General features: G+C 74.6%; 23 protein-coding genes. 13 read left to right on the top strand and 10 right to left on the bottom strand.

What is annotated here, in order from left to right; all coding sequences use genetic code 11:
• Positions 1 to 30: 30 nt before the first annotated feature.
• Positions 31 to 975: a PAC2 family protein gene (locus Q1K26_RS22115; RefSeq protein WP_300016353.1), complete on the bottom strand. Its 945-nt coding sequence runs from the start codon at positions 973 to 975 to the stop codon at positions 31 to 33.
• Between the two features lie 124 nt (positions 976 to 1,099).
• On the opposite strand from Q1K26_RS22115, the gene Q1K26_RS22110 reads away from it, so the two are divergent.
• The 3 genes from Q1K26_RS22110 to Q1K26_RS22100 all read left to right on the top strand — a co-directional run bounded on the left by Q1K26_RS22110 (position 1,100) and on the right by Q1K26_RS22100 (position 3,948).
• Positions 1,100 to 2,422, top strand: coding sequence for an MFS transporter (locus Q1K26_RS22110; RefSeq protein ID WP_300016350.1), 1,323 nt, complete (start codon positions 1,100 to 1,102; stop codon positions 2,420 to 2,422).
• A gap of 170 nt (positions 2,423 to 2,592) precedes the next feature.
• A complete protein-coding gene (locus Q1K26_RS22105) occupies positions 2,593 to 3,543 on the top strand; it encodes an ATP-binding protein (protein ID WP_300016347.1) in 951 nt (316 codons plus the stop codon).
• A gap of 9 nt (positions 3,544 to 3,552) precedes the next feature.
• On the top strand, positions 3,553 to 3,948 hold the full coding sequence (locus Q1K26_RS22100) for an SCO5389 family protein (RefSeq protein ID WP_300016344.1): 396 nt from the start codon (positions 3,553 to 3,555) through the stop codon (positions 3,946 to 3,948).
• A gap of 50 nt (positions 3,949 to 3,998) precedes the next feature.
• On the opposite strand, the gene Q1K26_RS22095 is transcribed toward Q1K26_RS22100, so the two are convergent.
• The 3 genes from Q1K26_RS22095 to Q1K26_RS22085 form a co-directional block, all read right to left on the bottom strand.
• Positions 3,999 to 4,409: a helix-turn-helix transcriptional regulator gene (locus Q1K26_RS22095; RefSeq protein ID WP_300016341.1), complete on the bottom strand. Its 411-nt coding sequence runs from the start codon at positions 4,407 to 4,409 to the stop codon at positions 3,999 to 4,001.
• 1,187 nt (positions 4,410 to 5,596) lie between these two features.
• Positions 5,597 to 7,177, bottom strand: a complete 1,581-nt coding sequence (locus Q1K26_RS22090) for a thiamine pyrophosphate-dependent enzyme (RefSeq protein ID WP_300016338.1) — start codon at positions 7,175 to 7,177, stop codon at positions 5,597 to 5,599.
• Positions 7,178 to 7,340: 163 nt separating this feature from the next.
• Complete coding sequence (locus Q1K26_RS22085) at positions 7,341 to 7,802, bottom strand: hypothetical protein (protein WP_300016335.1); 462 nt, start codon at positions 7,800 to 7,802, stop codon at positions 7,341 to 7,343.
• 67 nt (positions 7,803 to 7,869) lie between these two features.
• Here Q1K26_RS22085 and Q1K26_RS22080 point away from each other — a divergent pair, with 67 nt between their 5' ends.
• Together Q1K26_RS22080 and Q1K26_RS22075 are read left to right on the top strand one after the other, a co-directional pair.
• Entirely contained in the window at positions 7,870 to 8,238 is a 369-nt protein-coding gene (locus Q1K26_RS22080) for a YkvA family protein (RefSeq protein ID WP_300016332.1), read from the top strand.
• 54 nt (positions 8,239 to 8,292) lie between these two features.
• A complete protein-coding gene (locus tag Q1K26_RS22075) occupies positions 8,293 to 9,231 on the top strand; it encodes an NADP-dependent oxidoreductase (RefSeq protein WP_300016365.1) in 939 nt (312 codons plus the stop codon).
• 170 nt (positions 9,232 to 9,401) lie between these two features.
• On the opposite strand, the gene Q1K26_RS22070 is transcribed toward Q1K26_RS22075, so the two are convergent.
• Positions 9,402 to 10,571: a hypothetical protein gene (locus tag Q1K26_RS22070; protein WP_300016329.1), complete on the bottom strand. Its 1,170-nt coding sequence runs from the start codon at positions 10,569 to 10,571 to the stop codon at positions 9,402 to 9,404.
• Between the two features lie 58 nt (positions 10,572 to 10,629).
• On the opposite strand from Q1K26_RS22070, the gene Q1K26_RS22065 reads away from it, so the two are divergent.
• Together Q1K26_RS22065 and Q1K26_RS22060 are read left to right on the top strand one after the other, a co-directional pair.
• Positions 10,630 to 12,048: a thioredoxin family protein gene (locus Q1K26_RS22065; protein WP_300016326.1), complete on the top strand. Its 1,419-nt coding sequence runs from the start codon at positions 10,630 to 10,632 to the stop codon at positions 12,046 to 12,048.
• Positions 12,045 to 12,569: a UGSC family (seleno)protein gene (locus Q1K26_RS22060; protein WP_300016323.1), complete on the top strand. Its 525-nt coding sequence runs from the start codon at positions 12,045 to 12,047 to the stop codon at positions 12,567 to 12,569. The genes Q1K26_RS22065 and Q1K26_RS22060 overlap by 4 nt, the downstream gene beginning before the upstream one ends.
• Before the next feature lie 896 nt (positions 12,570 to 13,465).
• Here the strand turns inward: Q1K26_RS22060 and Q1K26_RS22055 are convergent.
• Positions 13,466 to 14,005, bottom strand: coding sequence for a YbhB/YbcL family Raf kinase inhibitor-like protein (locus Q1K26_RS22055; protein WP_300016320.1), 540 nt, complete (start codon positions 14,003 to 14,005; stop codon positions 13,466 to 13,468).
• 317 nt (positions 14,006 to 14,322) lie between these two features.
• Between Q1K26_RS22055 and Q1K26_RS22050 the strand changes: the two genes are divergently transcribed.
• The 4 genes from Q1K26_RS22050 to Q1K26_RS22035 all read left to right on the top strand — a co-directional run bounded on the left by Q1K26_RS22050 (position 14,323) and on the right by Q1K26_RS22035 (position 18,328).
• Entirely contained in the window at positions 14,323 to 15,228 is a 906-nt protein-coding gene (locus Q1K26_RS22050) for an acetaldehyde dehydrogenase (acetylating) (RefSeq protein ID WP_300016317.1), read from the top strand.
• Positions 15,225 to 16,250, top strand: coding sequence for a 4-hydroxy-2-oxovalerate aldolase (gene dmpG / locus Q1K26_RS22045; RefSeq protein ID WP_300016314.1), 1,026 nt, complete (start codon positions 15,225 to 15,227; stop codon positions 16,248 to 16,250). The genes Q1K26_RS22050 and dmpG overlap by 4 nt, the downstream gene beginning before the upstream one ends.
• Positions 16,251 to 16,252: 2 nt before the next feature.
• The gene (locus tag Q1K26_RS22040) at positions 16,253 to 17,677 is read left to right on the top strand and encodes an aldehyde dehydrogenase (protein WP_300016311.1); all 1,425 of its coding nucleotides are present in this window, start codon (positions 16,253 to 16,255) and stop codon (positions 17,675 to 17,677) included.
• Positions 17,678 to 17,926: 249 nt separating this feature from the next.
• Positions 17,927 to 18,328: a tautomerase family protein gene (locus Q1K26_RS22035; protein ID WP_300016308.1), complete on the top strand. Its 402-nt coding sequence runs from the start codon at positions 17,927 to 17,929 to the stop codon at positions 18,326 to 18,328.
• A gap of 134 nt (positions 18,329 to 18,462) precedes the next feature.
• Here the strand turns inward: Q1K26_RS22035 and Q1K26_RS22030 are convergent, their stop codons facing one another.
• From Q1K26_RS22030 to Q1K26_RS22015, 4 genes are all read right to left on the bottom strand, one after another.
• The gene (locus tag Q1K26_RS22030; RefSeq protein ID WP_300016306.1) at positions 18,463 to 19,191 is read right to left on the bottom strand and encodes an SDR family oxidoreductase; all 729 of its coding nucleotides are present in this window, start codon (positions 19,189 to 19,191) and stop codon (positions 18,463 to 18,465) included.
• Between the two features lie 79 nt (positions 19,192 to 19,270).
• Positions 19,271 to 19,927: an HAD-IA family hydrolase gene (locus Q1K26_RS22025; RefSeq protein ID WP_300016303.1), complete on the bottom strand. Its 657-nt coding sequence runs from the start codon at positions 19,925 to 19,927 to the stop codon at positions 19,271 to 19,273.
• Complete coding sequence (locus Q1K26_RS22020; protein ID WP_300016300.1) at positions 19,927 to 20,088, bottom strand: hypothetical protein; 162 nt, start codon at positions 20,086 to 20,088, stop codon at positions 19,927 to 19,929. Before Q1K26_RS22020 ends, Q1K26_RS22025 begins: the two co-directional genes overlap by 1 nt.
• Complete coding sequence (locus tag Q1K26_RS22015) at positions 20,085 to 21,320, bottom strand: aromatic ring-hydroxylating dioxygenase subunit alpha (protein ID WP_300016297.1); 1,236 nt, start codon at positions 21,318 to 21,320, stop codon at positions 20,085 to 20,087. Before Q1K26_RS22015 ends, Q1K26_RS22020 begins: the two co-directional genes overlap by 4 nt.
• A 158-nt stretch (positions 21,321 to 21,478) precedes the next feature.
• On the opposite strand from Q1K26_RS22015, the gene Q1K26_RS22010 reads away from it, so the two are divergent.
• The gene (locus Q1K26_RS22010; protein ID WP_300016294.1) at positions 21,479 to 23,227 is read left to right on the top strand and encodes a PEP-utilizing enzyme; all 1,749 of its coding nucleotides are present in this window, start codon (positions 21,479 to 21,481) and stop codon (positions 23,225 to 23,227) included.
• Complete coding sequence (locus tag Q1K26_RS22005; protein ID WP_300016291.1) at positions 23,224 to 24,345, top strand: PEP/pyruvate-binding domain-containing protein; 1,122 nt, start codon at positions 23,224 to 23,226, stop codon at positions 24,343 to 24,345. The genes Q1K26_RS22010 and Q1K26_RS22005 overlap by 4 nt, the downstream gene beginning before the upstream one ends.
• Positions 24,346 to 24,454 lie beyond the last annotated feature (109 nt).

The raw sequence follows: 24,454 nt of genomic DNA, 5'->3' as shown, positions 1-24,454 counted from the left end.
AGTCGGGGTGTGCGTGCGTGCGAGTCGGGGTCAGGCGGGGGTCGCGGGGCCGGGGCCCATCGGGTCGTCGCCCGTGTCGTCGTCCTGGGCGGCGAGGAACTTCTCCACCTCGGCACCCAGCTCGTCGGCGCTGGGCAGCTCGCCGGACAGGCCCATGCCGGAGCGCTCGCCGCGGCCGCTGGACACCGTGTCGTACTGCCGCTCCAGCGCCTCCACCACCTGGGTGACCTCCTCCGAGCCCGCCACCTGCTCGGCGATCTCGGCCTCCGAGCGCACCGCGGCCTGCGACAGCGACTCGGTGGGCAGGTAGAGCCCGGCCGCGAGCCCGACGTGGTCCAGCAGCACCCGCGCGGCCTGCGGGTACTCCGCGCGCGCCAGGTAGTGCGGCACGTGCACCGCGAACCCCATCGCGTCGTGCCCGGCCGCACCGAGCCGGAACTCCATCAGTGCCACCGCGCTCCCGGGCACCTCGGCGGTGGTGAACCACGCCTCGTGGCCCTCGGTCAGCTCCGGACGCGTGCCGTGCACCGTGACCCCGATCGGACGGGTGTGCGGCACGGCCATCGGGATCGCCGTCATGTTGATGACCAGCCGCACCCCGAGCCGCTCCACCAGCTGCTCGACGGCCGCGCAGAAGCGCTCCCACTGGGTGTCCGGCTCGGGCCCGGACAGCAGCAGGAACGGCGTGTCGCCGGTGTCGGTGAGCGCCACGATGTCCAGCTCAGGGCCGTGGTAGGCGGCCCAGCGGTCGGACTCGAACCGTAGCGGGGGACGCCGCGACCGGTAGTCCACCAGCTGGTCGACGTCGAAGCGCGCCACCGGCCGCGACTCGCTGCCGCTGGTCTCCAGCGCCTCCAGGGCCAGCCGCGCGGCGTTGCCGGCGTCGACGAAACCCTCCAGGGCCACGAGCAGCACCGGCTCGTCCAGGTCCGGGGCGTCGTCCACGATCTCGTACAGCTCGGCCGGTTCCTGCACCGCGCACCTCCACCTTCCGACGGGCACCTTCCGACGGGCGAAGCGCCCGCCCGCTATCGGCACAACGTGAATCTCCCCGCACAGCATCCCGTCCCGGGCCCGGGACGCGCACCATGGGTAGGACATGGACCAGCAGAGCTCAGTGCCACGGCCCGTTCCGGCCCGGCCCACCTTCCGCACGTGGGCCGTCTGGATCGTGGCGCTGTCGGCCTACCTCGTCGGCGTCATGCACCGCACCTCGTTCGGCGTGGCCGGGCTCGAGGCGGCGGACCGGTTCGGCGCCGCACCGGCCGTGCTGTCCGGATTCGTCGTGCTGCAACTGCTCGTCTACGCGAGCCTGCAGATCCCGGTCGGCGCGCTGCTCGACCGCTTCGGCGCCCGGCGGCTCGTGGTCGTCGGGGCGCTCACGATGGCCGCCGGGCAGCTGATGCTGGCCCTCGCCACCGGGCTGCCGCTGGCCATCGCGGCCCGCGTGCTCGTCGGCACCGGCGACGCGCTGACGTTCATCAGCGTGCTGTCGGTGGTCAACGCCTGGTTCCCGCCCCGCCGGGTTCCGGTGCTGACCCAGCTCACCGGGCTGCTCGGCCAGCTCGGGCAGGTCCTGTCCGCGCTGCCGCTCGCCGCGCTGCTCTACGGGCCGGGCTGGACCCCGGCGTTCCTGTCGGCGGCCGCGCTGGGCGTGTTCGTGGCCGTGGCCGTGCTGGCCGTCGTACGCGACCGCCCGCCGGGCGCACCCGTCCCACCGCCCGCGCCGGCGCCGCGCGAGGTGCTCGCCGGCGTCGCGGCGGCGTGGCGGGAGCCGGGCACCCGCCTGGGGCTCTGGACACACATGGGCACCCAGTTCTCCGGCACCGTGTTCGCGCTGCTCTGGGGCGTGCCGTACCTGGTCGCGGGGCAGGGATTCAGCTCGGGTGAGGCGAGCGCGCTGCTCACGATCCTGGTCGGCGTGGGGATCGTCGCGGGCCCCCTGTTCGGGGAGTTCACCGCGCGACACCCGCTGCGCCGGTCGTGGCTGGTGCTCGCGGTCATCGTGGTGACCGCCGGTGCCTGGACCGCCGTGCTCGCGGTGCCCCCGCCCGCGCCGCGCTGGATGCTCGTCGCGTTGATGGTGGTGCTGGCGCTCGGCGGTCCCGGCTCGCTGGTCGGGTTCGACTACGCCCGCACGTTCAACCCCCGCAACCGCCAGGGCACCGCGGTCGGGATCGTCAACATCGGCGGGTTCGTGGCCTCGCTCCTCGTCGCCTTCGCCGTCGGCGTCGTGCTGGGGCTGAGCGCGGGCGGCTACACCCCCGAGGCGTTCCGGGTCGCGTGGACGGTGCAGTACGCCGTCTGGGGCTTCGCGCTGGTCGCGGTGCTCGTCGCCCGCAGGCGGGCCCGCCGCAAGCTCGCCACGGAGGGCGTGGTGGTCCCGCCCCTGCGCGAGGTCCTGGCCCGCCGCCGCCGCTGACCCGCCCGATCACTACCCGCGAGTCGGGGTCTGCGTGCGCGCGAGTCGGGGTGTGCGTGCGCGCGAGTCGGGGTGTGCGTGCGAGCCGGTGCGGCGGCCCGAGTCGATCACCCGATGGTGACAACGCTTATCATTTGCGGGACCATCACGGACGGCGGAGGGGAGGCCGGGTGCGCATCGCGTTCGTCGGCAAGGGCGGCAGCGGGAAGACGACGGCGGCGGCGGTGTTCAGCCGCTACCTGGCCGAACTGGGCCATCCGGTGCTCGCCGTCGACGCCGACATCAACCAGCACCTCGGCCAGGCCCTCGGTCACGACGGCCCGCCTCCCCGCGCGCTCGGCAGCGACCTCGCGTGGCTCAAGGACCACCTGCGCGGCACCAACCCGCGCATCCCGTCCGCCGACGTGATGATCAAGACGACGCCACCCGGTCCCGGGTCGCGCCTGCTCGATCTCGATCCGGCCGGCGAGCTGCTGCGCCGCTGCTCCGTCGACGTGGCCGGGGTACGGCACCTGGTCACCGGCGAGTTCGACGAGGCCGACATCGGCGTGTCGTGCTACCACTCCAAGACCGGCGCCGTGGAGCTCTACCTCAACCACCTGCTCGACGGTCCCGGCGAGTACGTCGTCGTCGACATGACCGCGGGCGCGGACGCGTTCGCCTCCGGCCTGTTCACCCGCTTCGACCTGACGGTGCTGGTCAGCGAGCCGACCCGGCGCGGGGTCGGGGTGTACCGCCAGTACGCCGAGCACGCGGCCGGGCACGGGGTGGCGCTGCGGGTGCTGGGCAACAAGGTGGTCGACGCCGAGGACGTCGCCTACCTGCGGGGGGAGGTCGGGGACGCGCTGCTGGGCTGGTTCGGCCAGTCGGGGTGGGTGCGGGCGGCCGAGCGCGGGGCCGTGGCGCCGGTCGCGCAGCTCGAGCCCGCGAACCTCGCCACGCTCGACGCGGTGCGTGCCGCACTCGACGAGCAGGAACGGGACTGGGCGGCCTACCACCGCGGCACCGTCGCGTTCCACCTGCGCAACGCGCAGGCGTGGGGCAACCGCAGCGCCGGCACCGACCTCGCCGCCCAGATCGACCCGGACTTCCGGCCCGGGCCCGTCACCACCACCCACTAGAGGAGTCACGTGTCTCTCGACGTCCCCACCCAGGTCCTGTCCGCCGCCGCGCGGGGCGAGCTGGACGACGCCCAGTTCGTCGCCGTCGTCCGCGACTCGCTGCCCTACGCGTGGGAGGTGGTCTCCGCCGCGGCCGACGACCGCGCCGCCCGCCCGGACGCCCCGTTCGGCGAGCACGAGGTGCCCCCGCCCTCGGAGCGCGAGCGTGGCGAGCTGCTGCGCGCACTGGCCAGCAACGCCATCCGCGGTGCGCTGGAGCGGCACTTCGGTGTCGTGCTGGCGTTCCAGAACTGCCACCGGGTGGCCGCGTTCGCCCCGGCCGCCGTCGACTCGCCGATCTACCGCGAGTTCATCTCGCCGCGCGGCCAGGTCCTGAACCAGAGCCCGGAGCTGCGCGACTGCTGACCGGTCGGGAGTGCGTGGCGGTGCTCCGGCACCGCCACACACCCACCGGCCTACTCCGCGAGCAGCCGGTAGATCGTCTTGCGGGCCTCGGTCAGGGCCGCGGTGGCCGCGGTGATCTGCTCCGGTGTGCCGGCACCCAGCACCTGCTGCGCGGCCGCGTGCAGCTGGCCCAGCTGGTCCCACAGCTCGCCCGCCTCGCTGTCGGCGTCCCGGCCCAGCGCCTCCCAGACCGCGTCGAGCTCCGCGCGGTGCTCGGTGACGTAGGCGGTACCGGCGTCGGTGAGGGAGACGACCCGGCGGCCGTCGGACTTCTCGACCAGTGCCAGGCCCTCGTCCTCCAGCTGGGAGATCGTGGGGTAGACCGATCCCGGGCTGGGCCGCCAGTGGCCGCCCGACCGCTCGGCGATCTCCTGGATGATGTCGTAGCCGTGACGGGGCTGCTCGGCCAACAGGGCGAGCACCGCGGTGCGGATGTCGCCGCGCGAGGTGCGCCGCCGCCTGCCCGGGAAGCCGCGGCCACCGGGGAAGGGGCCGCCGGGGAAGGGGCCGCTGCGCGGGCCGCCCGGACCGAAGCCCGGACCGAATCGTGGGCCGCCGGGTCGTCGGCCGCGGGGGCCGCCGTGACGGTGGGGTCCGGCGTCCTCGCCGTCCGCCGGACCGGGGTGAGGTGGCATGCCGGGCATGTCGGGTGCGTCGAACCGCGGGTGCCGGGGGCCTCCCCGGAACCGGAACTGTCGTGGGCTGTTCATCTGCGCTGTCCCCTCGTACGTCGCGAGCCTCCTGCTCCGATAGCACTGAGTAGCTCGTATGGCATCACGATATATCGGTAACAGTCGCCTAGCGAGGTGTCCTGCATCACATCGCGTTCCGGAGCTGCCTGGTGTGCGACTGACGGGAGCCGGCCGACGCCCGCCCCAGTGATCATCTGCTCGGAACGGGTGGGTGTGCCGGTGCCGTGTATCGGGGGTGTCGGGCACGGACGGCTTCGAGCCGTGGTGATCATCGGTTCGGAACCGGCGGGCGCGTGATGAACCGTTCCGGGTTCCCGGACGGCGATCATGGGGCCGGGGCCGGGCCGGTGGCCATGGTGATCGTCGGTTGGGAACGGGCGGGCGTGCCGGTGCCGGTTGCCGGTTCCCGGACGCCGATCTCGGGGGGTGGGCCGGCCGGGGGCCGGTGGTGATCGCCCGCTCGGAACGGGCGGGCGTGCCGACACCCGTTGCGGGTTCCCGGACGTCGATCATGCCGAGATGCGACCTGTCGCAGCCGCCCGGCCCGCCGGATGCGGCCTGGCGGAGCGGCCCGCCGCCCCCGTGACCGGTTGCCGCCCGTGATCGGCCTGCCGACCTCGCTCGCCGGGCCGACCCGCCGAGATCGCCGGTTCGGCACCCGCACGGGTGCGGATGCCGAACCGGCACCCGCACCCGTGCCGCCGGCCGCTCGTTGTCCCCGGACGCCGATCACGGGCGGCGACGGGTCGACGACCGCGGTGATCACCGTCTCGGAACCGGCGGGTGCGCCCGAACCGGCTCCGCGTTCCCGGCCGGCGATCACCGCCGGGTGAGACGTCGTTGCCGAGTGGGCGGACGCCGTGGTCGGTCCCGGGGCGTCCGCCCGGCACGGTCCGCCGCGCGCCGCGGCGGCGCGGCTACTCGTGCCAGCGGGGGGAGGTCGTCCGCGGCGGCGTCAGGCGGGCGGGTACGTGCACGAGGTGCGGCGCCCGGCTGCCGACGGCCGCGGCCAGCGGGGCGGCGAGCTCCGCGACCGAGCCGACCGCGGTCGCCGCCAGCCCGAAGGAGGCGGCGAGCGCGACGAAGTCGGGGGTCACGAGGTCGACACCGGACGCCGGTTCCCCCGCCCGCTCCTGGTCGTAGCGCAGCATCCCGTAGCCCCCGTCGTCGACGACGAGCACGGTGACCGGCAGCCGCTCCTGCACGAGCGTGGCCAGCTCGCCCAGCGCCATCATCAGCCCGCCGTCGCCGCACACCGCGATCACCGGGTGCCCCGCGGCCGCCGCCCCCAGCGCCGCGGGCAGCCCGAAGCCGAGCGTGCCCCAGCCGACGGGGTAGGCGAGGCGGCGCGGGGCGGGCGCGGCCGCGTACCCGCCGACCCAGTACCCGGCGACGGCCATGTCGCAGACCAGGACGGTGTCCACGGTCCGGGCGCTCTCGACGGCGTCGAGCAGTGCGGTGGCCTCGGCGGTGGCCGGGTCGGCGCGCAGCCGTGACAGCACGTTCTCGCGCAGCCCGGCGGGCGCCCAGGGCTCACGCGACGGCAGCAGGCCGCGCAGCGCCGCGATCGTGGCGTCCAGCGGGCCGGTGACGGTGGCGTCCGCCCCCCACTCCGGCGGGTCGGCGGGCGCGGCGGCGTCGAGGACGACGAGTCGTGGCGGTCGGGGCATCGTCCAGTTGCGGGTGTTCATGCCGTCGAGGTCCCCACCGACGACGAGCAGCACGTCCGCGGACCCGATCAGCTCCGCGGCCTCGGGCTCGTGCGGGGGGACGCCCACCGCGGCGGGATGCCCGGCCGGGGGCACGCCGCGACCGCGGAAGCTCGCCACGACCGGCGCGCCGAGGTGCATGGCCAGCGCGCCCACCTCGTCGGCGACGTCGAGCGCGTCACCGCCCGCCCAGAGCACCACCCGGGCGCCCTCGAGGATCGCGGCGGCGGCGGTCGGGTCGCCGGGCACGGTGGGCCGCGGCGTGCGGGCGGGGGCCGGGGCCGCCGGGCGGGCGAGCACATCGGCCGGAACGTCGACGTACACGGGCCCGCGCGGGTGCGCGAGCGCGGTGTCGACGGCGACGGGCACCGCGGCGGCCACCTCGGCGGGTGTCCGCGGCGTGAACACCGCCTTCGCCAGCGGAGCGAACAGGGCCGCCTGGTCACGCGACTCGTGCAGCACCCCCCGCACCCGGCCGGGCCGCCGCAGCACCTGCGGGATCTCCGAGGCCACGAGCAGCACCGGGGACCGGGCGGCCGCGGCCTCCCCGAACGCCGCGACGGCGTTGGCCGCGCCCGGACCGGTGGTGACCACGGCCGCGCCCAGCCCGCCGGTCGCGCGCGCCCACCCGTCGGCGGCGTACACGGCGGCCTGCTCGTGCCGCACCACCACCGGCGCCGGGGCGCCCCGCCAGAACGCGAGGTTGTGCACGCCGGGCAGCCCGAACACCCGCCCGGCCCCGCCCGCGGTCGCCGTGTCCAGGATCTGCCGCGCCACGCTGTGCTCCACGCGGTCACCCTGGCACGGGCCGGGAGGGGCAGGCACGGTCCGGCCTGCACCCGGCACTCGCGGCGCAGCCCCGCGGTGGCGCACCGCATCCGGTGGCCCCTCCACGGCCCGGGGCGGCCCGGAAGCCGGTCGGCGAGCTGCGAGGGCCGGGCGCAGGTGTGTCCTACCCGGCGGCGGCCGAGCAGTTCTGCGTCACGTAGTCGCGCACGCGCTCGTTGGCGGCGACGGCATCCGGCGCGTTGATCTGGGCCTCGAGCGCCGGGTCGTCCTGCAGCGTCGCGGCGTCGCCGCCGCTGGCCAGCAACGCGTCGAGCTGCAGGTCGACGATGCGGACGTAGGTGTCCACGTCGTTGCGGATCTCCGGAGGCGCGGTGTTGAGGAGCGTGACGTTGCTGCGCCGCACCGCCTCGACGGTGTTGGACAGCTCCTCGGGCACGATGCCGCCGCGGGCGCCCAGGGGTGCCGCGGCCGCGTTGCCGGCCTGCACGGCGGCGCAGAACGGCGATGCCGTGGACGGCTGCTGTCGCGTGGGGGAGGGGCGGTCGCGATCGGCGACCGAGCCGCCGCATCCGCCGAGCGCGAGCAGCAACGCTCCCGCGAGCACGCCTGCCGGGACGAACCTCATGATCCGCCGAGGATAGCCGGGTGGACGTGTGGGGAACGTGGGCGGGGCCGTCGGCGTTGTGCCTGGCGTGGCCACCTTCGGACCCCGTCGCATCGCTGCGTTCCACGCGTTGTGGCGGACCCTCACCCAGACCAGGCGACCCGGCGCGCCCGGGGTCGGCGATCAGCTACGCGCCCTTCCTCGGATGATCGCGGCCGGGGTGTCCGGTCGCTACCCGGACCTCGGGCGCGGTCGCATCGCGCTGCTCCTGCTCGCGGTGGCCTACCTGGTGTCCCCGGTGGACCTGGTCCCCGAGATGTTCCTGGGGCTGCTCGGGCTCGGCGACGACGCGGTCGTCGCGCTCTGGCTCGGCGGTGCCGTGCTGGCCGACACCGACCGCTTCCTCGCGTGGGAGCGGACGTCGCCGACGGTCATCGACCACCCGCCGCCGCGGTAGGCCGTCCGCCGGACGGGACACCGACCCGACTGGTAGGCATCCCGCGTGGAGACGATGCGCGTGATCACGCAGCAGACGACCGGCGGGCCCGAGGTCCTGCAGCTCGGCTCGGCGCCGGTGCCCGAACCGCTGCCCACCGAGGTCCGGGTGCGCGTCGCCGCGGCCGGGGTCAACCCGATCGACTGGAAGACCCGCGCGGGCTCCGGGATGGCCGCGGTGCTCGGGCCGCCCCCGTTCACCGTCGGCTGGGATGTCGCGGGCACCGTGGACGCCGTCGGTGCCGGCGTGACCCGGTTCGCGGTCGGTGACACCGTGTTCGGGATGCCCTGGTTCCCCCGCCAGGCCGCGGCCTACGCCGAGTTCGTGACGGCACCCTCGCGCCACTTCGCGCACCGGCCCGCCGGGCTCGGGGAGGTGGCCGCCGCGGCGCTGCCGCTGGCCGGGCTCACCGCGTGGCAGTGCCTGGTCGACATCGCCGACGTCGCGCCGGGCCAGCGGGTGCTCGTGCACGCCGCGGCGGGCGGCGTCGGGCACCTGGCCGTGCAGATCGCGAAGTCCCGCGGCGCCTACGTGATCGGCACGGCGTCCTCGGCCAAGCACGACCTGCTGCACGACCTGGGCATCGACGAGGCCATCGACTACCGCCGCGAGGCGTTCGAGAAGGTCCTCGAACCCGTCGACGTCGTCTACGACCTGATCGGCGGCGACGTGGCGCTGCGGTCGCTGGACGTCCTCGCGCCCGACGGCATCATGATCTGCCTCCCGTCCGCCGCGGCGGCCGACGCGATGGCGGCGGCCCGCGCGCGCGGTCTGCGCGCCACCGGGATGCTCGTCGAACCCGACGGCGACGGGCTCGACGAGCTCGCCGGGCTGGTCGACGGGAGACACCTGCGGGTGGTCGTCGCCGAGACGTTCCCGCTGGAGCGGGCGTCGCACGCGCACCGGGCGGGCGAGCTGGGACGCACCTCCGGCAAGCTGGTCCTGACGGTGTAGGCCGGGCTAGTGTCCCCCGCCGGAAGTTCACCGCATATCTCGGCGGCCCAGCTCCCCGCTGACCAGGCCGCCGGACGGCCCGAGTACGCCCGGTACGAGGGCCATCCGACGACCCGGCCAGCGGAAACCTGCATCCACCGATATACGCAACGAACTTCCGGCGGGGGACACTAGATGCCGCGCACCCGGGCGACGACCTCGCGGGCGCGGTCACGTACCCCGCGCAGCTCGGTCAGGTAGAACCAGTAGTCCGGATGGGTGCCACCGAGGCGCTCCTGGGCGTTCTCCAGCCGCACCGACTGCGCGTCGAGCACCGGGCCGTGCTCCGTGACCAGCCCGCGGTCGACCACCAGCCGCTGCGCGTCCCGCAGCACGAACCGGGCATCGGCGGCCTGCTTCGCCGGGTCGGCGCGGACCTCGCGCAGCTCGGTGAGCCGCGCGGTCACGGCGTCGGCCCGCTCCTCGGCCCGGCCCAGCCCGGCGCGGGCGGCGGCGACCTGGTCGGCGGCGTCGTCCCAGTCGCCGGCCTCGGCCAGGGTCCGGGCCCGCTCGACGGCGGCGTCCGTGGCGGCCAGCGCGGTGCGGGCGCGCTCGGCGGCGTCCTCCAGGTCACGGGAGCAGGGCTCGGAGAACTCGCGGCGCAACGCCGACAGGGCCGGCTCGATGCGCTCGACCTTGGCGTCGGCGGCGGAGCGGCGGGTGCGCACGCTGGCCAGCGCCGTGCGCACCTGCTCGGCGGTGCGCGGGGCCTCGGCGGCCAGCGTGCGGGCGTCGCGCGAGAGATCGAGCGTGCGCTGGATCGCGGCGCGGCGTTCGCGCAGGCCGGGGGAGCCGAGCAGCGCGGCGGCCCGCTCGGCCTCGGCCAGCCGCTCGGTGGCCCGCCGCGACCGCACCCCGGCCTCCTCACCCTGTGCGACGGCGTCGCGCGCGGCGACCAGCGCCTCGCGCGCCTCCTGCATCGCCCGGGGCATTCCGCCGATGACCAGCTCGGCCTCGTCGAGGGCGCGGGCGTGCGAGGTGCGGAACCGGCGAATGGCCTCGCGGGCCTTCTCGATCTCGGCGGTGGCCCGCTCGTCGGCACCGCGGGTGCTGCGCCCGGGCGGGGTGTCGGTGGTGGCGGCCAGGTAGGCCTCCGTCGCGTGGTCGCCGAGCACCGCGATCTGCGTCCAGGCCTCACCGAGGCGTCGCCCGGTGCCCAGCTCGTCGGCGGCGTCGACGGCCGCGGCCGCGGCGCGCTGCTCGTCGTCGAGGGCGAGGAAGGACTGCGTGGCGGCGTTGCGGGCGTCGAGCGCGCGCTCGTCGGGGGCGTGCTCGGAGGTGCGGTCGGACCACCGGAACAACCTGGCTCCTCCTCGCTCTGCCGCGCCTGGACCGACCGTACCCGCCTAGGATCGGCTCGTGCCGGATCTTCCTCCCGACGGCGTCGTCGCCGTGGTCAAGCGTGATTGCCCGACGTGCGTCATGGTCGAGCCCGTGCTCGCGCAGGTGCCCGGGCTCGTCGTCTACTCCCAGGACGACCCGGGGTTCCCACCCGGCGCCCGCGACGACAGCGCGCTCGAGGTCAGCATGGCGCTGGGCATCGACACCGTGCCCACGCTGGTGCGCATCGCGGACGGCGCCGAGGTGGCCCGCACCGAGGGCTGGCTGCGCTCGGCGTGGGAGGAGCTGACCGGCCTCGGCGATCTGGGGGCCGGGCTGCCCGACCACCGCCCCGGATGCGGCTCCCGCACCGCCGACCCGGAGTTCGCCGACACACGCCTCGTCCGTGAACGCGGCGCCACGCTGGGCTCCCGGACCGTCGAGCTGACCGCGCTGGAGGACGAGGCCGAGGCCCTGTTCGACCGGGGCTGGTCCGACGGGCTGCCGGTCGTCGCGCCGACACAGGTCCGCGTGCTGCGGATGCTGGAGGGCACCACACGGCCGCCGGACGAGGTGGTGGCGGTCGTGCCGCCGAACCTGGTGCCCGCCACCGTCGAGAAGGTCGCGATCAACGCGGTGCTGGCGGGCTGCCGCCCCGAGTACCTGCCGGTCGTGCTCGCCGCCGTCGAGGCCGCGTGCACCGACGAGTTCAACGCGCACGGGCTGCTGGCCACGACCTGGGGTGCGGGGCCCGCGGTCGTCGTCAACGGTCCGGTGGCCCGCGAGATCGGCATGAACTCCGGTGGCAACGCGCTGGGCCAGGGCAACCGAGCGAACGCCACGATCGGCCGCGCGCTGCAGCTGGTGATCCGCAACGTCGGCGGCGGGCGGCCCGGCGGGGTCGACCGCGCCACGACGGGGCACCCCGGCAAGCTCGGCTTCTGCTTCGCCGAGGACGAGGACGGCTCGCCGTGGGAGCCGCTGTCGGTGTCGCGCGGCGTGGCGCCCGGGACCTCGGCCGTCACCGTCTTCGCCGCGGAGGGGCCGCGCGGGATCGCCGACCAGATCTCGCGGACGCCCGACTCGCTCGCCCGCTCGCTGGCCGCCGGCCTGCGCACGGTGGCGCACCCGAAGCTGCCGCTCGGGTTCGACGCCACGCTCGTCGTCTGCCCGGAACACGCGCGCGTGTTCGCCGACGCCGGCTGGTCGCGCGCGGACCTCGCCGACGCGCTCGGCGAGGCGCTGCTGCTGGACCCGGCCGAGATCGTGCGCGGGGCCGGCGGGATCGACGAGGGCCTGCCCGCGGCGAGGGCCACCGCTGCGGTGCCGAAGTTCCGACCAGGCGGGCTGATGATCGTGCACGCCGGCGGCGGCGCCGGGATGTTCTCCATGGTGATCGGTGGCTGGGTGGGCGGGCCGGGCGGCTCGACACCCGTGACGAGAGAGGTGACCAGATGATCGTTCTCGACCCCACGGACGAGAGGACTCCGGCGCACCGGGTGGCGATCCCCCGCCCGTCGACCCTCGACGGGGCGCGCGTCGGCCTGCTCGACATCTCCAAGGCACGCGGCGACGTCCTGCTCGACCGGCTGGAGGCGCTGCTCGCCGCCCGCGGGGTGGCGGTGCGCCGCTACGCGAAGCCGACCTTCGCCAAGCCCCTGCCCCCGGACCTGCGCCGCGAGATCGCCGCCGAGTGCGACGTGGTGATCTCCGCACTCGCCGATTGAGGCTCGTGCACGTCGTGCAGTGTGCACGACTTCGTCGCCCTGGAGGCCCAGGGCGTGGTGGCCGCCTTCCTGGCCTCCACCGAGTTCGTCGACGCGAGCGCGGCCCAGGCCGCGGCGCTGGGGTACGCCTCGGTGCCGGCGGTGTTCGTCCCGCATCCCATCCAGGACCGCACCGACGCCGAGATGGCGGCGCTCGCGGAGCAGGCCTACGACGAGGTGCTGGCGGCCGTCACGGGCCCGGCCGGGACCTGAGGACGGTCGGGTGGTCGGCGGCGGGTTCCTGGGCGGCCGGGCGGGCGACAGGCCGCGGCGCTCGGTCCACCGGGCCGGGGTGGGCGGTCGGCTGTGTGGAGTCGGTTCTGCCGGGCCGGAAGGGGCGGTCGGCCGCGTGGTGCCGGGTCCGCCGGCCGGGGTGGGCGGTCGGAGCGGAGGTCCGGCTGCGGCCCCCCGTCGCCCCGACCCGCGCCCGGCCGTGGTCGGCACACCGGTTGTGGCGCCGGCACAGCGGTGTGCGGCCGGTGCGGTGGCGACGGTGGTGTGCGGAGTGTCGTGGCGGTGCGGCCCGCTCATCGGGCACCCTGGCTGCAGGTGCCCGGCCCCGCTCCTGATGATCGTCGGCGTGGAACGGCGTGCGCGCCCTGGCACGGCTGAGGGTTCCATACCGTCGATCACGGGCAGGGGGAGGACCGCGGCCGGGTAGGCGACGGCAGCTGGGAGGTGCCGGGTCTGCCGGGCGGTGCCGGGCGATCGGTGATCGGTGTCGTGGAACCCGCAGGCGGGTCAGGACGCGCCGCCGGTCCGAAACGGTGATCGTCGACCGGCCGACCGGTCGGGTGCTCGGAAGATCAGCCTCTCGGAACGCCCGGGCGGCTCCCGCACGCCCACAGGTACCCAGGCGACGATCACGGCCGCTGCCGCCAACCCGCTGCCTGCCGCGACCGGCCGCCGCCCGTCGCAACCGGCCGCCCAGTACCGCAACCCGTTGCGCCCGGCTGCAACCCGCTGCCTGCCGCGCCCGGCTACCGCTCGCTGCCCGCGGCAACCGGCGGTATCCCGGCAACCCGTTGCCGCCCACCGGCCCATCGCAACCGGCCGCCGCAGTGCACGGCCGCCAGCCGCCAGCCGCCACCCGCAGCCGTCAGCGGCAGCTACTGCTCGAAGACCGGCGTGATGGTCGCACGGGCGAGGGTGTGGCCGAAGAGGTTGAAGCCGAGGAACGCCGGGCTCGCGTCGGCCGGGACCTCCAGGCTCTCGACGTCCAGCGCGTGCACCACGACGAAGTAGCGGTGGGGACCGTGACCCGCGGGCGGGGCCGCGCCGATGTACCCGGCGAAGCCGCCGTCGTTGCGCAGCTGCACCGCGCCCGCCGGCAGCCCGGCGCCGCCCTGCGCGCCGGCCCCGGCGTCCAGGGACGTGACCGAGGCGGGAATGTCGAACACCGCCCAGTGCCAGAAGCCGCTCGCCGTGGGAGCGTCGGGGTCGTAGACGGTGACGGCGAAGCTCCGGGTGCCCTCGGGGAAGCCGGACCAGCTCAGCTGCGGGGAGCGGTCCTCGCCGCCGGGCACCCCGAACGCGCCGCTGGTGTGCGCCGCGGCGAGCGTGCCGCCGTCGGAGACGTCGGTGCTGGTCAGCGTGAAGGTCGGGACCTCGGGGAGGAAGCTGTAGGGATCGGGGGGAGTGGCGGGCATGCCGGTCGGCTCCTTCGTGCGTGATTCGGTCCCGCTCAACCTAGGCGCTTCCCGGCCGCGGGACCGGGTGGCGGCCGACTCGACCGGGCCCGGGTCGCCGAGAGACCGCCGCGCGGCACCGCAAGCGGATCGGTCGCGACCGCGCCGCCGCCGTCGACGCGGCACCGACGTCCGGACGCCGGTGCGGTGCCCGTGTCGCCGGTGCGGTGCCGTGTCGCCGGGCGCGGTCCACGTCACCGGTGTCGAACGCCGCCCGGCGTTCCGCTGGTCGGAACGGGGCGGTTCCCCCGGGACCCCACGGCCGTCAGGCTCGGGGCATGAGCTCCAGAGGCGTCCCGGCCGCCATCGTCGGACCGGGCAACATCGGTACCGACCTGCTGGCCAAGCTGCGCCGCAGCGACCTGATCGACGTGCGGTACATGGTGGGTGTGGTCGAGTCCGACGGACTGGCGCGGGCCCGCGAGCAGGGTGTCGCGGCGTCCGCGGAGGGGGTCGACTGGCTGCTGCGCCAGGACCCGCTGCCGCAGATCGTGTTCGAGGCCACGTCCGCCGCGGCGCACGTCGCGAACGCGCCGCGCTACGCCGAGGCGGGCATCCAGGCCGTCGACCTGACCCCGGCGCACCTGGGGCCGATGGTCTGCCCGCCGGTGAACCTGCGCGACCACCTCGACGCCCCCAACGTCTCCATGATCACCTGTGGCGGGCAGGCGACGATCCCGATGGTGCACGCGGTCGCGCGCGTGACGCCGGTGCCCTACGCCGAGATCGTGGCGTCGGTGTCGTCGCGGTCGGCGGGGCCGGGCACCCGGGCCAACATCGACGAGTTCACCCACACCACCTCGGGCGCGGTGTCCGAGGTCGGCGGGGCGCAGCGCGGCAAGGCGATCATCATCCTGAACCCCGTGGAGCCGCCGATGATCATGCGCGACACCGTGTTCTGCATGATCGGCCCCGATGCCGACCACGACGCGATCACCCGCTCGGTCCACGAGATGGTGGCCGACGTCCAGCAGTACGTGCCCGGCTACACGCTGCGCGCCGAACCCCAGTTCGACGACCCGCGCGAGAGCTGGCGCCACAACGGCCGGGTCGCGGTGTTCCTGGAGGTCAAGGGCAACGGCGACTACCTGCCCGAGTACGCGGGCAACCTCGACATCATGACGGCGGCCGCGGCCCGCGTCGGTGAGCTGATGGCCGCCCGGAAGCTGGAGGTGGCCCGATGAGGCCCGAGCTCGAACACGACGTCCGCCTGGTCGACACCACCCTGCGCGACGGCTCCCACGCCATGGCGCACCAGTTCACCGAACAGCAGGTGCGCGACACCGTCCGCGCGCTCGACCGCGCCGGCGTCGGCGTCATCGAGGTGACCCACGGCGACGGGCTGGGCGGGTCGAGCTTCAACTACGGCTTCTCCCACACCGACGAGATGACGCTCATCGCCGCCGCCCGCGACGAGGCGCGCCAGGCGAAGATCGCGGTGCTGCTGGTGCCCGGCATCGGCACCGTCGACGACCTCAAGCGCGCCCGCGACGCCGGCGCCGACATGGTGCGCGTGGCCACCCACTGCACCGAGGCCGACGTCTCGCCGCAGCACTTCGCGGCCGCGCGCGACCTGGGCATGGAGACCGCGGGCTTCCTGATGATGGCCCACCGCACGCCGCCGGAGGACCTGGCCAAGCAGGCGCGGATCATGGTCGACGCCGGGTGCCAGGCCCCGTACTGCACCGACTCGGCGGGCGCGCTGCTCATGCACGAGGCCCGCGCCCGGTTCGAGGCGCTGGTCGCGGAGGTGGGTGACGAGGCCTGGGTCGGCTACCACGGCCACCAGAACCTGAGCTTCGGCATCGCCAACTCGGTGATCGCCCAGGAGGTGGGCGTGCGCTACATCGACGGCTCGCTGTGCGCGCTCGGCGCGGGCTCGGGCAACTCGCCCACCGAGGTGCTCGCCGCGGTGTTCGACCGGCTCGGCGTCTCCACCGGCGTCGACGTCATGGGCCTGCTCGACGCGGCCGAGGACGTCGTGCGCCCGTACCTGAACCGCTGGCCGAAGATGGACCGCAACGCGATCGTGCAGGGCTGGGCCGGCGTCTACTCGTCCTTCCTGCTGCACGCGGAGGCCGCGGCCGAGCGCTACAAGGTCCCCGCACACGCGATCCTGCGCCGCTGCGGGGAGATCGGCCTGGTCGGCGGCCAGGAAGACATGATCATCGACGTGGCGATCCAGCTCGCCTCGGAAGGGGAGTGAGCGTGGAGTTCTTCGGGCACGTCATCGACGGGCAGGAGCGCGGGTCGCTCGACGGTGCACGGTTCGCGTCGGTCGACCCGTGGACGCAGCAGCCGTGGGCCGAGGTGGCGCTGGGCGGCGGGCCGGAGGCCGACCTCGCCGTCACCGCGGCCCGCACGGCGTTCGACGAGGGCCCGTGGCCGCGGATGGGATTCGCCGAGCGCGGCGCGCTGATCCACCGGCTGGCCGACCTGGTCACCGAGCACGCCGAGGAGCTCGCCCAGGCCGACAGCCACGACATGGGCAAGCCGATCACCGACGCCCGCACCAAGGACGTGCCGCGCACCGCACAGAACTTCCGGTTCTTCGCCGACCACGCCCGCCTGGCGATGGCCGAGACGCTGCCGATGGACACCGGCCACCACGCCTACACCCGCTACGAGCCCGCGGGCGTCGTCGCGGCGATCGCGCCCTGGAACTTCCCGCTGATGCTGGAGAGCTGGAAGGTCGCACCGGCGCTGGCCTGGGGCAACACCGTCGTCCTCAAGCCCGCCGAGGACACCCCGGCGAGCGCGACGATCCTGGCCCGGCTCGCGCTGGAGGCGGGCATCCCGCCGGGCGTGCTCAACGTGCTGCACGGCTACGGGCCCGACTCCGCGGGCTCCGCGCTCACCGCGGACCCCCGCGTCGACCGGATCACCTTCACCGGCGAGTCCGGCACCGGCCGGGTGATCACCGGTGCCGCGGCGCGGAACCTGACCCCGGTCAGCCTCGAGCTGGGCGGCAAGGGGGCGAACCTGGTGTTCGCCGACGCCGACCTGGACAACGCCGTCGACTGGTCGATCAAGGCCGTGTTCACCAACGCCGGGCAGGTCTGCCTCGCCGGCTCCCGGCTGTACGTGCAGCGGGAGATCCTCGACGAGTTCCTGGCCCGGTTCGTGGCGGCCGCCGAGGCGCTCGTCATCGGCGACCCGCGCGATCCGGCCACCCAGATCGGGCCGCTGGCGTCGGAGACGCACTACGCGAAGGTGCGCGGCTACGTCGAGGACGGCGCAGGCAAGGTCCTCACCGGCGGCCTGGGCGACGGGTGGACGGTCAGGCCGACCGTCGTCGTCGACGCACCGGCGGACTCCGCGATCGTCTGCGAGGAGGTGTTCGGGCCGGTCGTCACGGTGACGCCGTTCGACACCGAGCCCGAGGCCGTCGCCGCGGCCAACGACTCGCCGTACGGGCTCAACGCGATGGTGTTCACCGAGAACCTGTCGCGTGCCCACCGCGTCTCCGCCGCCCTGCGCGCCGGGACCGTCTGGACGAACTGCTTCTTCGTCCGCGACCTGCGCGCCCCGTTCGGCGGGTTCGCGGACTCGGGCTGGGGCCGCGAGGGCGGCAACTTCAGCCGCGAGTTCTTCACCGAGCCCAAGGCCGTGGTCATGGCGATCACGCCGTAGCGGGTCACCCGTTCGGCACTGCGGTGTCGACGACGGCTGGTCGAGCCGGCGGCGCGAATCGCGCCGTGGGTGTCCGGTCCGGGGCGAGCCGGTCCTGGCCGGGCAGGCACGGAGGACCTCGTCGACCCGGCCGGTAGGTGCGCGGCGGAGGAGCCCGTCGCACAGCCCGAATCGCGGTCCGGATCCGGCGGTCCCGTGGGTGGAACGCGGATCTGGACCAGGCCCCGCGCGGTGCCTACCGTGATCGGCATGCCGATCCTCGAGGTCCACCTGATCGAGGGGAGCCACACCGGCGAGCAGCACCGTGCGCTGCTCGCCGCGCTGGGCACCCGGTACGCCGAGGTGCTCGACTCGCCACCGGAGCGCATCCGGGCCCACCTGACGCTGCACCGTCGCGAGCACTGGGTGACCGGCGGGGTGCCCGGCGTCGACGCGCCGTACTTCACCGCGATCGTGCTGGCCGGGCGGCCCGTGGAGCAGCGCCACCGGCTGCTCGGCGCGTTGACCGACATCATCGTGGACGTGCTCGGCGTCGACCGGGCGTCGGTGCGGGGGCGGATCGTGCCCGTCGACCCCGACGACTGGGGCATCGGCGGGGTGCCGGCCAGCGCGGCCCGGCGCGGCGAGATCGCCGCCCGCGCGACACCCTGACCCACACCCGGCGGGCATCGAGCTTCCCGTGTGTCGCAGAGCTTCCGGATCGTCGCAGCGTGCCCGGCCTCTGCGACCGTCCGCGGGGTGTGCGACGGCCGCCGTCAGTGCCGGCGCCGTCAGTGCCGGCGCCGTCAGAAGATGCCCTTGCGGGCGCCCATGTCCAGGCCCAGCGTCGAGCCGTGCAGGGCGTCGGCCTCCGGCGCGAGCAGCGTCGCCACCGCCCACGCCACCTCGCCGGGGGTGATCAGGCGGCCCAGCGGGGACTCGGCGGCCCGCTCGGCGAGCACCTCGTCCACCGGCACCCCGCGGCGCTGCGCCGCCTGCTCGGAGAGCCCGCGCAGGCGGGGGGTGTCGGCCGGGCCGGGGGCCACGAGGTGCGCCGTCACCCCGCGCGGGCCGTAGGTGATCGCGAGCTGGCGCACCAGGTTGGCCAGCGCCGCGTTGGTGACGCCCGCCGCGCAGGCGTAGGGGGCGGGCTCGATGCCGTAGTGCCCGCCCAGCGCGACGATCCGCGAGCCGCGCTCCAGCCGCCCGTCCACGGCCCGGACCAGCCGCAGCAGGCCGCCCGCCTTCAGCGCCACCGCGCGACCCAGCGCGTCGGGCTCGATCGACTCCAGCGGCCCGGCGGCCGGCAGCCCGGCGGCCTGCACCACCATCCGCACCGGCCCCTCGCCCGCGGCCGCGACCCCGGCGGCGATGGCGTCGACGGCGGAGTCCGCGCCGATGTCGGCCACGCAGACGCCCGGCCCCGCTGTCCGGGCGACGGCGACGACGGTCAGCCCCTCGCCGCGCAACCGGGAGGCGACGGCGGAACCGAGCGCCCCGGAGGCGCCGACGACGACGGCGATCCCCCCGCTCACCTCCGTCCCCCGCGCCACGAACGGCACTCCCGTGCGCCAGGAGTGGACCGGTGTGCCGTTCGTTGCGGTCGGGTGGGGGTCACGCGGCCTCCTCGGTGAGCGAGAGCTCCGTGCGGGCCCGGGCGAACGCGGCCGCCGGGTCGGTCAGGTCGACCTCGACCGCGATCATGCCCGCCCGGCGGGCGCCGGTGATGTTCCACGGCATGTCGTCGACGAACACGATGTCGCCCGGCTCGCGTCCCAGCTGTTCCACCGCGATCGCGTAGGCGCGGGGGTCGGGCTTGAGCACGCCGGTGAGCGAGCCGTCCACGAACGCGTCGATGCCGTCGAGCACCGGGTGCGCCGCCATCCCCGTCTCGCCGTGGAAGGCCCGCAGGTCGTTGGTCAGCACCCCGACGGCGATCCCGGCGGCGCGGGCGTCGGCGATCAGGGCGGCGGCCTCGGGGCGGACGATGTCGTCCCCGACGAGCGCGTAGAGCGTGTGCATGAACTCCTGGATCGGCCAGTCCCGGCCCAGCGCGGCGCCCACCTCGTCGCAGCGCCGCTGCCAGTAGTCGCGCTCGGTGATCTCCGAGCGGATCATGCGGTCCCACAGCTCGTCGGGCTCGGGGCCGAGCGGGCCGCGCCGGGCCGCGACCGCCGCCGCCTCCGGGTGCGCCTCGCCGAGCAGGGCCATCATCTCCGAGCCGGACCGGAACACGGTCCCGCCCAGGTCCAGCAGCAGTGCACGCGCCATCAGTGTTCGGGCTCCGTTCCCACGAGCTGTCCGAGTACGACGGTGCACATCAGCGCGCACCCCGGGCACCAGCACACCACGTGCCGGTCCTGCGCCGCCCAGTACTCCTGTACGAACGCGGCGCCGGCCAGCTCGGTGCCGCAGCCCGGACAGAACCTCACCACGCCGGTACCGGGTCCCCGAACAGCTCCAGCACCTCGTCGCGGATCGGTGAGTACCGCACCGAGCTCTCCCGCGTCCACAGCTGCCGGAACTCCATCGCGGAGCCGAACTTGTCGCGCTCCATCGGCAGCTCGATCACGTCGTGCGGCTCCCGGTGGGTGCACAGCGGGTCCTCGCCGCGTGCCACGGCGTCCATCTGTTCCATGTACAGCTTGCGCAGCATGATCACGCCGAGGTCCGAGCGGCCCAGGTGCTCCTTGCTGCGGTCGGAGATCGGGCCCTGGGTGATCCAGGCGACGATGTCCTGGCCGTCGACGTAGTCGCGCAGCCACTCGCCCCGCTCGTCGCGCAGCGGCACCTCGTAGACGGGGATCGCGTCCTGCGGTGGGGCGCCGCCGTCGGGCCGGTAGGTCTGGTACCACACGTGCCAGGTGTTCTCGTCGTCGATCGGGACCCGGATCTGGAACGTCGCGAGCCCCGCCGCCCCGACGCGCAGCATGTGCGGGAACACCAGCGGGTGGCCGACCTTCCAGTCCTCGTCGTCCTCGGTGTGGCCCTCCAGCACGCGGCGCTTGAGGATGCCGTGCTCGAAGACCTCGAACGCCACCTTCACGTGCTTCTTCGTGACGACGGGCAGCGGCGCGCTGTTGCCGTCGAGCTCGCGCAGGAACGAGCCGTAGCGCCCGTGCAGCCACTCCACGTGGTACGGGTCGACCGAGTTCTCCATGATCTGCACGAAGTTGCAGGGCAGCTCGGCGTGGCCGATGTCGCGCCACGCGTCGTCCCAGACGAACAGGTCGTAGCGCGGCAGCTCCGGCGCGGGCAGCGGCCCGAGGTAGGCGAACACCAGCCCGCCCAGCTCCTGCACGGGGTAGGCCGTGGCGCGGATGCGGTCCTTGAACGTCGAGTCCGCGGGCTCGCCCGGCTGCTCCAGGCACGTGCCGTCCGCGGCGAAGCGCCACCCGTGGTACCCGCAGCGCAGCCCGACGTCCTCGGTGCAGCCCAGCCACAGGGCGGCGCGGCGGTGCGGGCACTGCTCGGCGAGCAGGCCGACGGTGCCGCGGCCGTCGCGGTAGAGCACCAGGTCCTCGCCGAGCAGGCGGCGTCGGACGGGCACCCGCGTCGCCATGTCGTGGGTGGCGACCGGCCACCAGTAGCGGCGCAGCAGCTCACCCATCGGCGTGCCCGGCCCGACGCGGGTCAGCCGCTCGTTCTTCTCCGCGCTCAGCATGGCCACGACCGTAGAAACGCTCTGTACCTGCGGGAAGGGCGCCGTTCGGCTGAGCAGAACGGCGTCGCTCCGTTCGGCAGGGGAGAACGGGTCGCTTGCCGAGGGCCTGTGACGACTGCCACGGTCCGACGAACCGCCACACGCATCAGGAGTCCGCCATGGCCAACGTCGTTCCCGTGGAGCCCTACACCGGGGAGTGGTACCCGGGCTTCAAGCCCGAGTTCATCGCCTCGCCCTACATCATCGACGGCACCGGGCCGTTCACCCCCGAGGACGAGGACAAGTTCTGGTTCCTCGACTTCCACTGGTCGCGCGGGCTGACCCCGCTGGCCGCGTTCGCCTGGGGCCAGGACGGCTACTGCTGGGGCACCCAGCACGCCGCGGAGGCGCTGCCGCTGCCGCCCGGGCGGGGGATCACCTCGCGCTTCGCCGGCACGCACCTCTACGGCTCGGCGCTGCCCGAGCCCGATCCCCGCCAGATCGGTGCGCGCGCCCAGCGCCTGGGCACGAACCTGCCGCAGTTCCTGGCGAACTACCGCCAGACCTGGGAGGCCGGGCGCGACGAGCTCGAGGCCACGTGGGACTACTTCCACGGCCTCGACCTGACCGCCGTCCCCACCGGGGAGCTCCCCGACCTGCTCACCCAGGCCCGGCGCTACCACCAGCGCTCCATGGAGATCCACTTCGGCGTGATGTACCCGCTGCTGGTGAACTTCCTCGGCTTCTACGGCGCGTGTGCGGAGATGGGCATCAACACCGCCGACATCGGCAAGTTCCTCCAGGGCGAGGACACCAAGATCATGGAGACCGACCGCGGTCTCGCCGAGCTCGCGAAGAAGGCCAAGGCCGCGGGCCTGCGGCAGGTGTTCGAGGACAACTCCGGCAACGACATCCGTACCGCCCTGTCCGCGCACGGCGGCTCGGCGTCGCAGTGGCTCACCGACTTCGACGACTTCCTGGCCGTCTACGGACACCGCCAGGAGGCCACCTGCGACGTCGGCGTGCCGAGCTGGGTCGAGGACAACACCATCCCGCTCGACATGATCAAGAGCTTCGTGCTCCAGGACACCGACCACGACTTCGAGGCGTCGGCGCGCAACGCCCTCGCCGAGCGGGACGCCGCGATCGACGCGGCACGCTCGGGGCTGACGAAGGAGGAGCAGGCCGTCTTCGACGCCGGGCTCAGCTCCAACCAGGCGGCCAACTTCCCGTGGTGGCAGGACGACCACAACTACTACATCGACCTCAAGGTCATGATCCCGCTGCGGCGGGTCTGCCAGGAGCTGTCGGGCCGGGTCGGCGCCGACGGCAAGGACGACATGCTCTACCTGTTCTGGCCGGAGCTGCAGGAGGTCGCGGCCGGCGGGACCTACCGCGGTGAGCTCAAGAGCCTGGTCAAGGACCGCCGCCAGTACTTCGACCACTGGGGTGCCCAGCGCGGTTCGATGCCGAAGGTGCTCGGCACCGTCCCCGACACCGTCGAGGACCCGGTCCTGATCGAGATCTTCGGGCTCAACCCGGCGTCGATCCGGGCGGTGCAGAACCCGAACGCGGCCGAGGAGACCGTGCTCGAGGGCGTGGCAGCGGCCAAGGGCACAGCCACCGGCATCGCGCGGGTCCTGCAGAGCAGCGACGACATGCACCGGCTCGAGCCCGGCTCGATCCTGGTGTGCGAGTCGACCTCGCCGAGCTGGACGTCGGCCTTCGGCAAGATCGCCGGCGCGGCGTGCGACGGCGGTGGCATGCTCAGCCATGCGGCCATCGTCGGTCGCGAGTACGGCGTACCGACGGTGACCGCGATCGGGGTCGCCACCCTGGCCATCCAGGACGGCGACGAGGTCGAGGTGGACGGCACGAACGGCCGGGTCACCATTCTCAAGCGCGCGGCGGACCTGGCGGGCGCGTGACGACGGGGGTTCTCATGGAGTCGGTCTCGGACGCTCGCTCCGGCGAGCTCCGCTCGGTGGTCTGGGTCGACGAGGTCGATCCGGCGCAGGCGGTCGCGCTGGCGGGATCGAAGATGGGTCGGCTCACCGAGCTGCACCGGGCCGGGGTGGAGGTGCCGCAGGGCTTCGCCGTCACCGTCGAGGCGTACCTGCGGCACTGCACCGAGTCCGGTCTGGACGCCCGGATCGAGGAGGTGATCTCCTGGCTCGGCGCCGAGCCGTCCGACGCGGCGGTCGAGGACGCGTCGGCGCGGATCCGGGAGCTGTTCGAGGCCACGCCGATGTCCGACGCCCTCGCCGCGGAGATCACCGAGGCCTACGAGGAGCTGTGCCTGCGGGCCGTCGACGTCAACGTGCCGACGGCGGTGCGCTCCTCCGCGACCGGGGAGGACGCGGCCGACGCGTCGTTCGCGGGGATCTTCGACACCTACCTCGGGGTCTCCGGACCGCAGCGGGTGATCGACGCGGTGCGGCGGTGCTGGGGCTCGCTGTTCACCGGGCGGGCACTGGCCTACCGGCTGCGCAAGGGCATCTCCCACCACGCGATGCCGATCGCGGTGGGCGTGATCGAGCTGATCCACGCCCGCGCGTCCGGGGTGGCGTTCTCGGTGCACCCGGTCACCGGCAAGCCCGACCGGATCGTCGTCGAGACCTCCTGGGGGTGGGGCGAGGCCATCGTGCAGGGGCTCGTCGATCCCGACCACGTCGAGGTGGGCAAGGCCGACGGCCGGATCCTGCGCTACGACGTGGCGCACAAGAAGGTCGTGTCCGCGTTCGACTTCGCCGACGGTCGGGTCACCGAGATCGACATGCCGGCCAAGCTGGCCGACCGGCGCGTCCTCGACGACGAGCAGGTCGCCGCGATCGCGACGGCGGTGGCCGCGATCGAGGAGCACTACGGCTACCCGGTCGACGTCGAGTGGGTCATCTCCCGGCACCGCCGGGCGGGTGATCCGGTGTGCATCGTGCAGTCCCGGCCGGTCACGGTCACGGCGGAGCAGCCGGCCGCGGCGGCCTACGACCCGGTGGCGCTGGCGCAGAAGTACGTGTTCAGCGGGAAGCCGATCCCGGGGCGGTAGGCGCACGATTCCCGAGCGGACGCGGGGGGGGTCCCACCCGGCACCGCCCCGCCCGCCGGTGGGCGGGGGGGACCAGGCGCGTACACATGGGGACCGCCCCCCCGCCCCC

Source organism: Pseudonocardia sp. (genome assembly GCF_029263155.1).
Taxonomy (GTDB): Bacteria; Actinomycetota; Actinomycetes; order Mycobacteriales; family Pseudonocardiaceae; genus Pseudonocardia.
The sequence above is the reverse complement of the archived record's forward strand: the minus strand, read 5'-3'. Positions and strand labels throughout refer to the sequence as shown.

What these genes read in the sequence shown, in the direction of transcription:
- Q1K26_RS22110 (WP_300016350.1), top strand. Translation starts at nt 1,100, where the DNA reads ATGGACCAGCAGAGCTCAGTGCCACGGCCCGTTCCGGCCCGGCCCACC.
- Q1K26_RS22085 (WP_300016335.1), bottom strand. Translation starts at nt 7,802, where the DNA reads ATGAGGTTCGTCCCGGCAGGCGTGCTCGCGGGAGCGTTGCTGCTCGCG.
- Q1K26_RS22075 (WP_300016365.1), top strand. Translation starts at nt 8,293, where the DNA reads ATGCGCGTGATCACGCAGCAGACGACCGGCGGGCCCGAGGTCCTGCAG.
- Q1K26_RS22055 (WP_300016320.1), bottom strand. Translation starts at nt 14,005, where the DNA reads ATGCCCGCCACTCCCCCCGATCCCTACAGCTTCCTCCCCGAGGTCCCG.
- Q1K26_RS22050 (WP_300016317.1), top strand. Translation starts at nt 14,323, where the DNA reads ATGAGCTCCAGAGGCGTCCCGGCCGCCATCGTCGGACCGGGCAACATC.
- dmpG (WP_300016314.1), top strand. Translation starts at nt 15,225, where the DNA reads ATGAGGCCCGAGCTCGAACACGACGTCCGCCTGGTCGACACCACCCTG.
- Q1K26_RS22035 (WP_300016308.1), top strand. Translation starts at nt 17,927, where the DNA reads ATGCCGATCCTCGAGGTCCACCTGATCGAGGGGAGCCACACCGGCGAG.
- Q1K26_RS22025 (WP_300016303.1), bottom strand. Translation starts at nt 19,927, where the DNA reads ATGGCGCGTGCACTGCTGCTGGACCTGGGCGGGACCGTGTTCCGGTCC.
- Q1K26_RS22015 (WP_300016297.1), bottom strand. Translation starts at nt 21,320, where the DNA reads ATGCTGAGCGCGGAGAAGAACGAGCGGCTGACCCGCGTCGGGCCGGGC.
- Q1K26_RS22010 (WP_300016294.1), top strand. Translation starts at nt 21,479, where the DNA reads ATGGCCAACGTCGTTCCCGTGGAGCCCTACACCGGGGAGTGGTACCCG.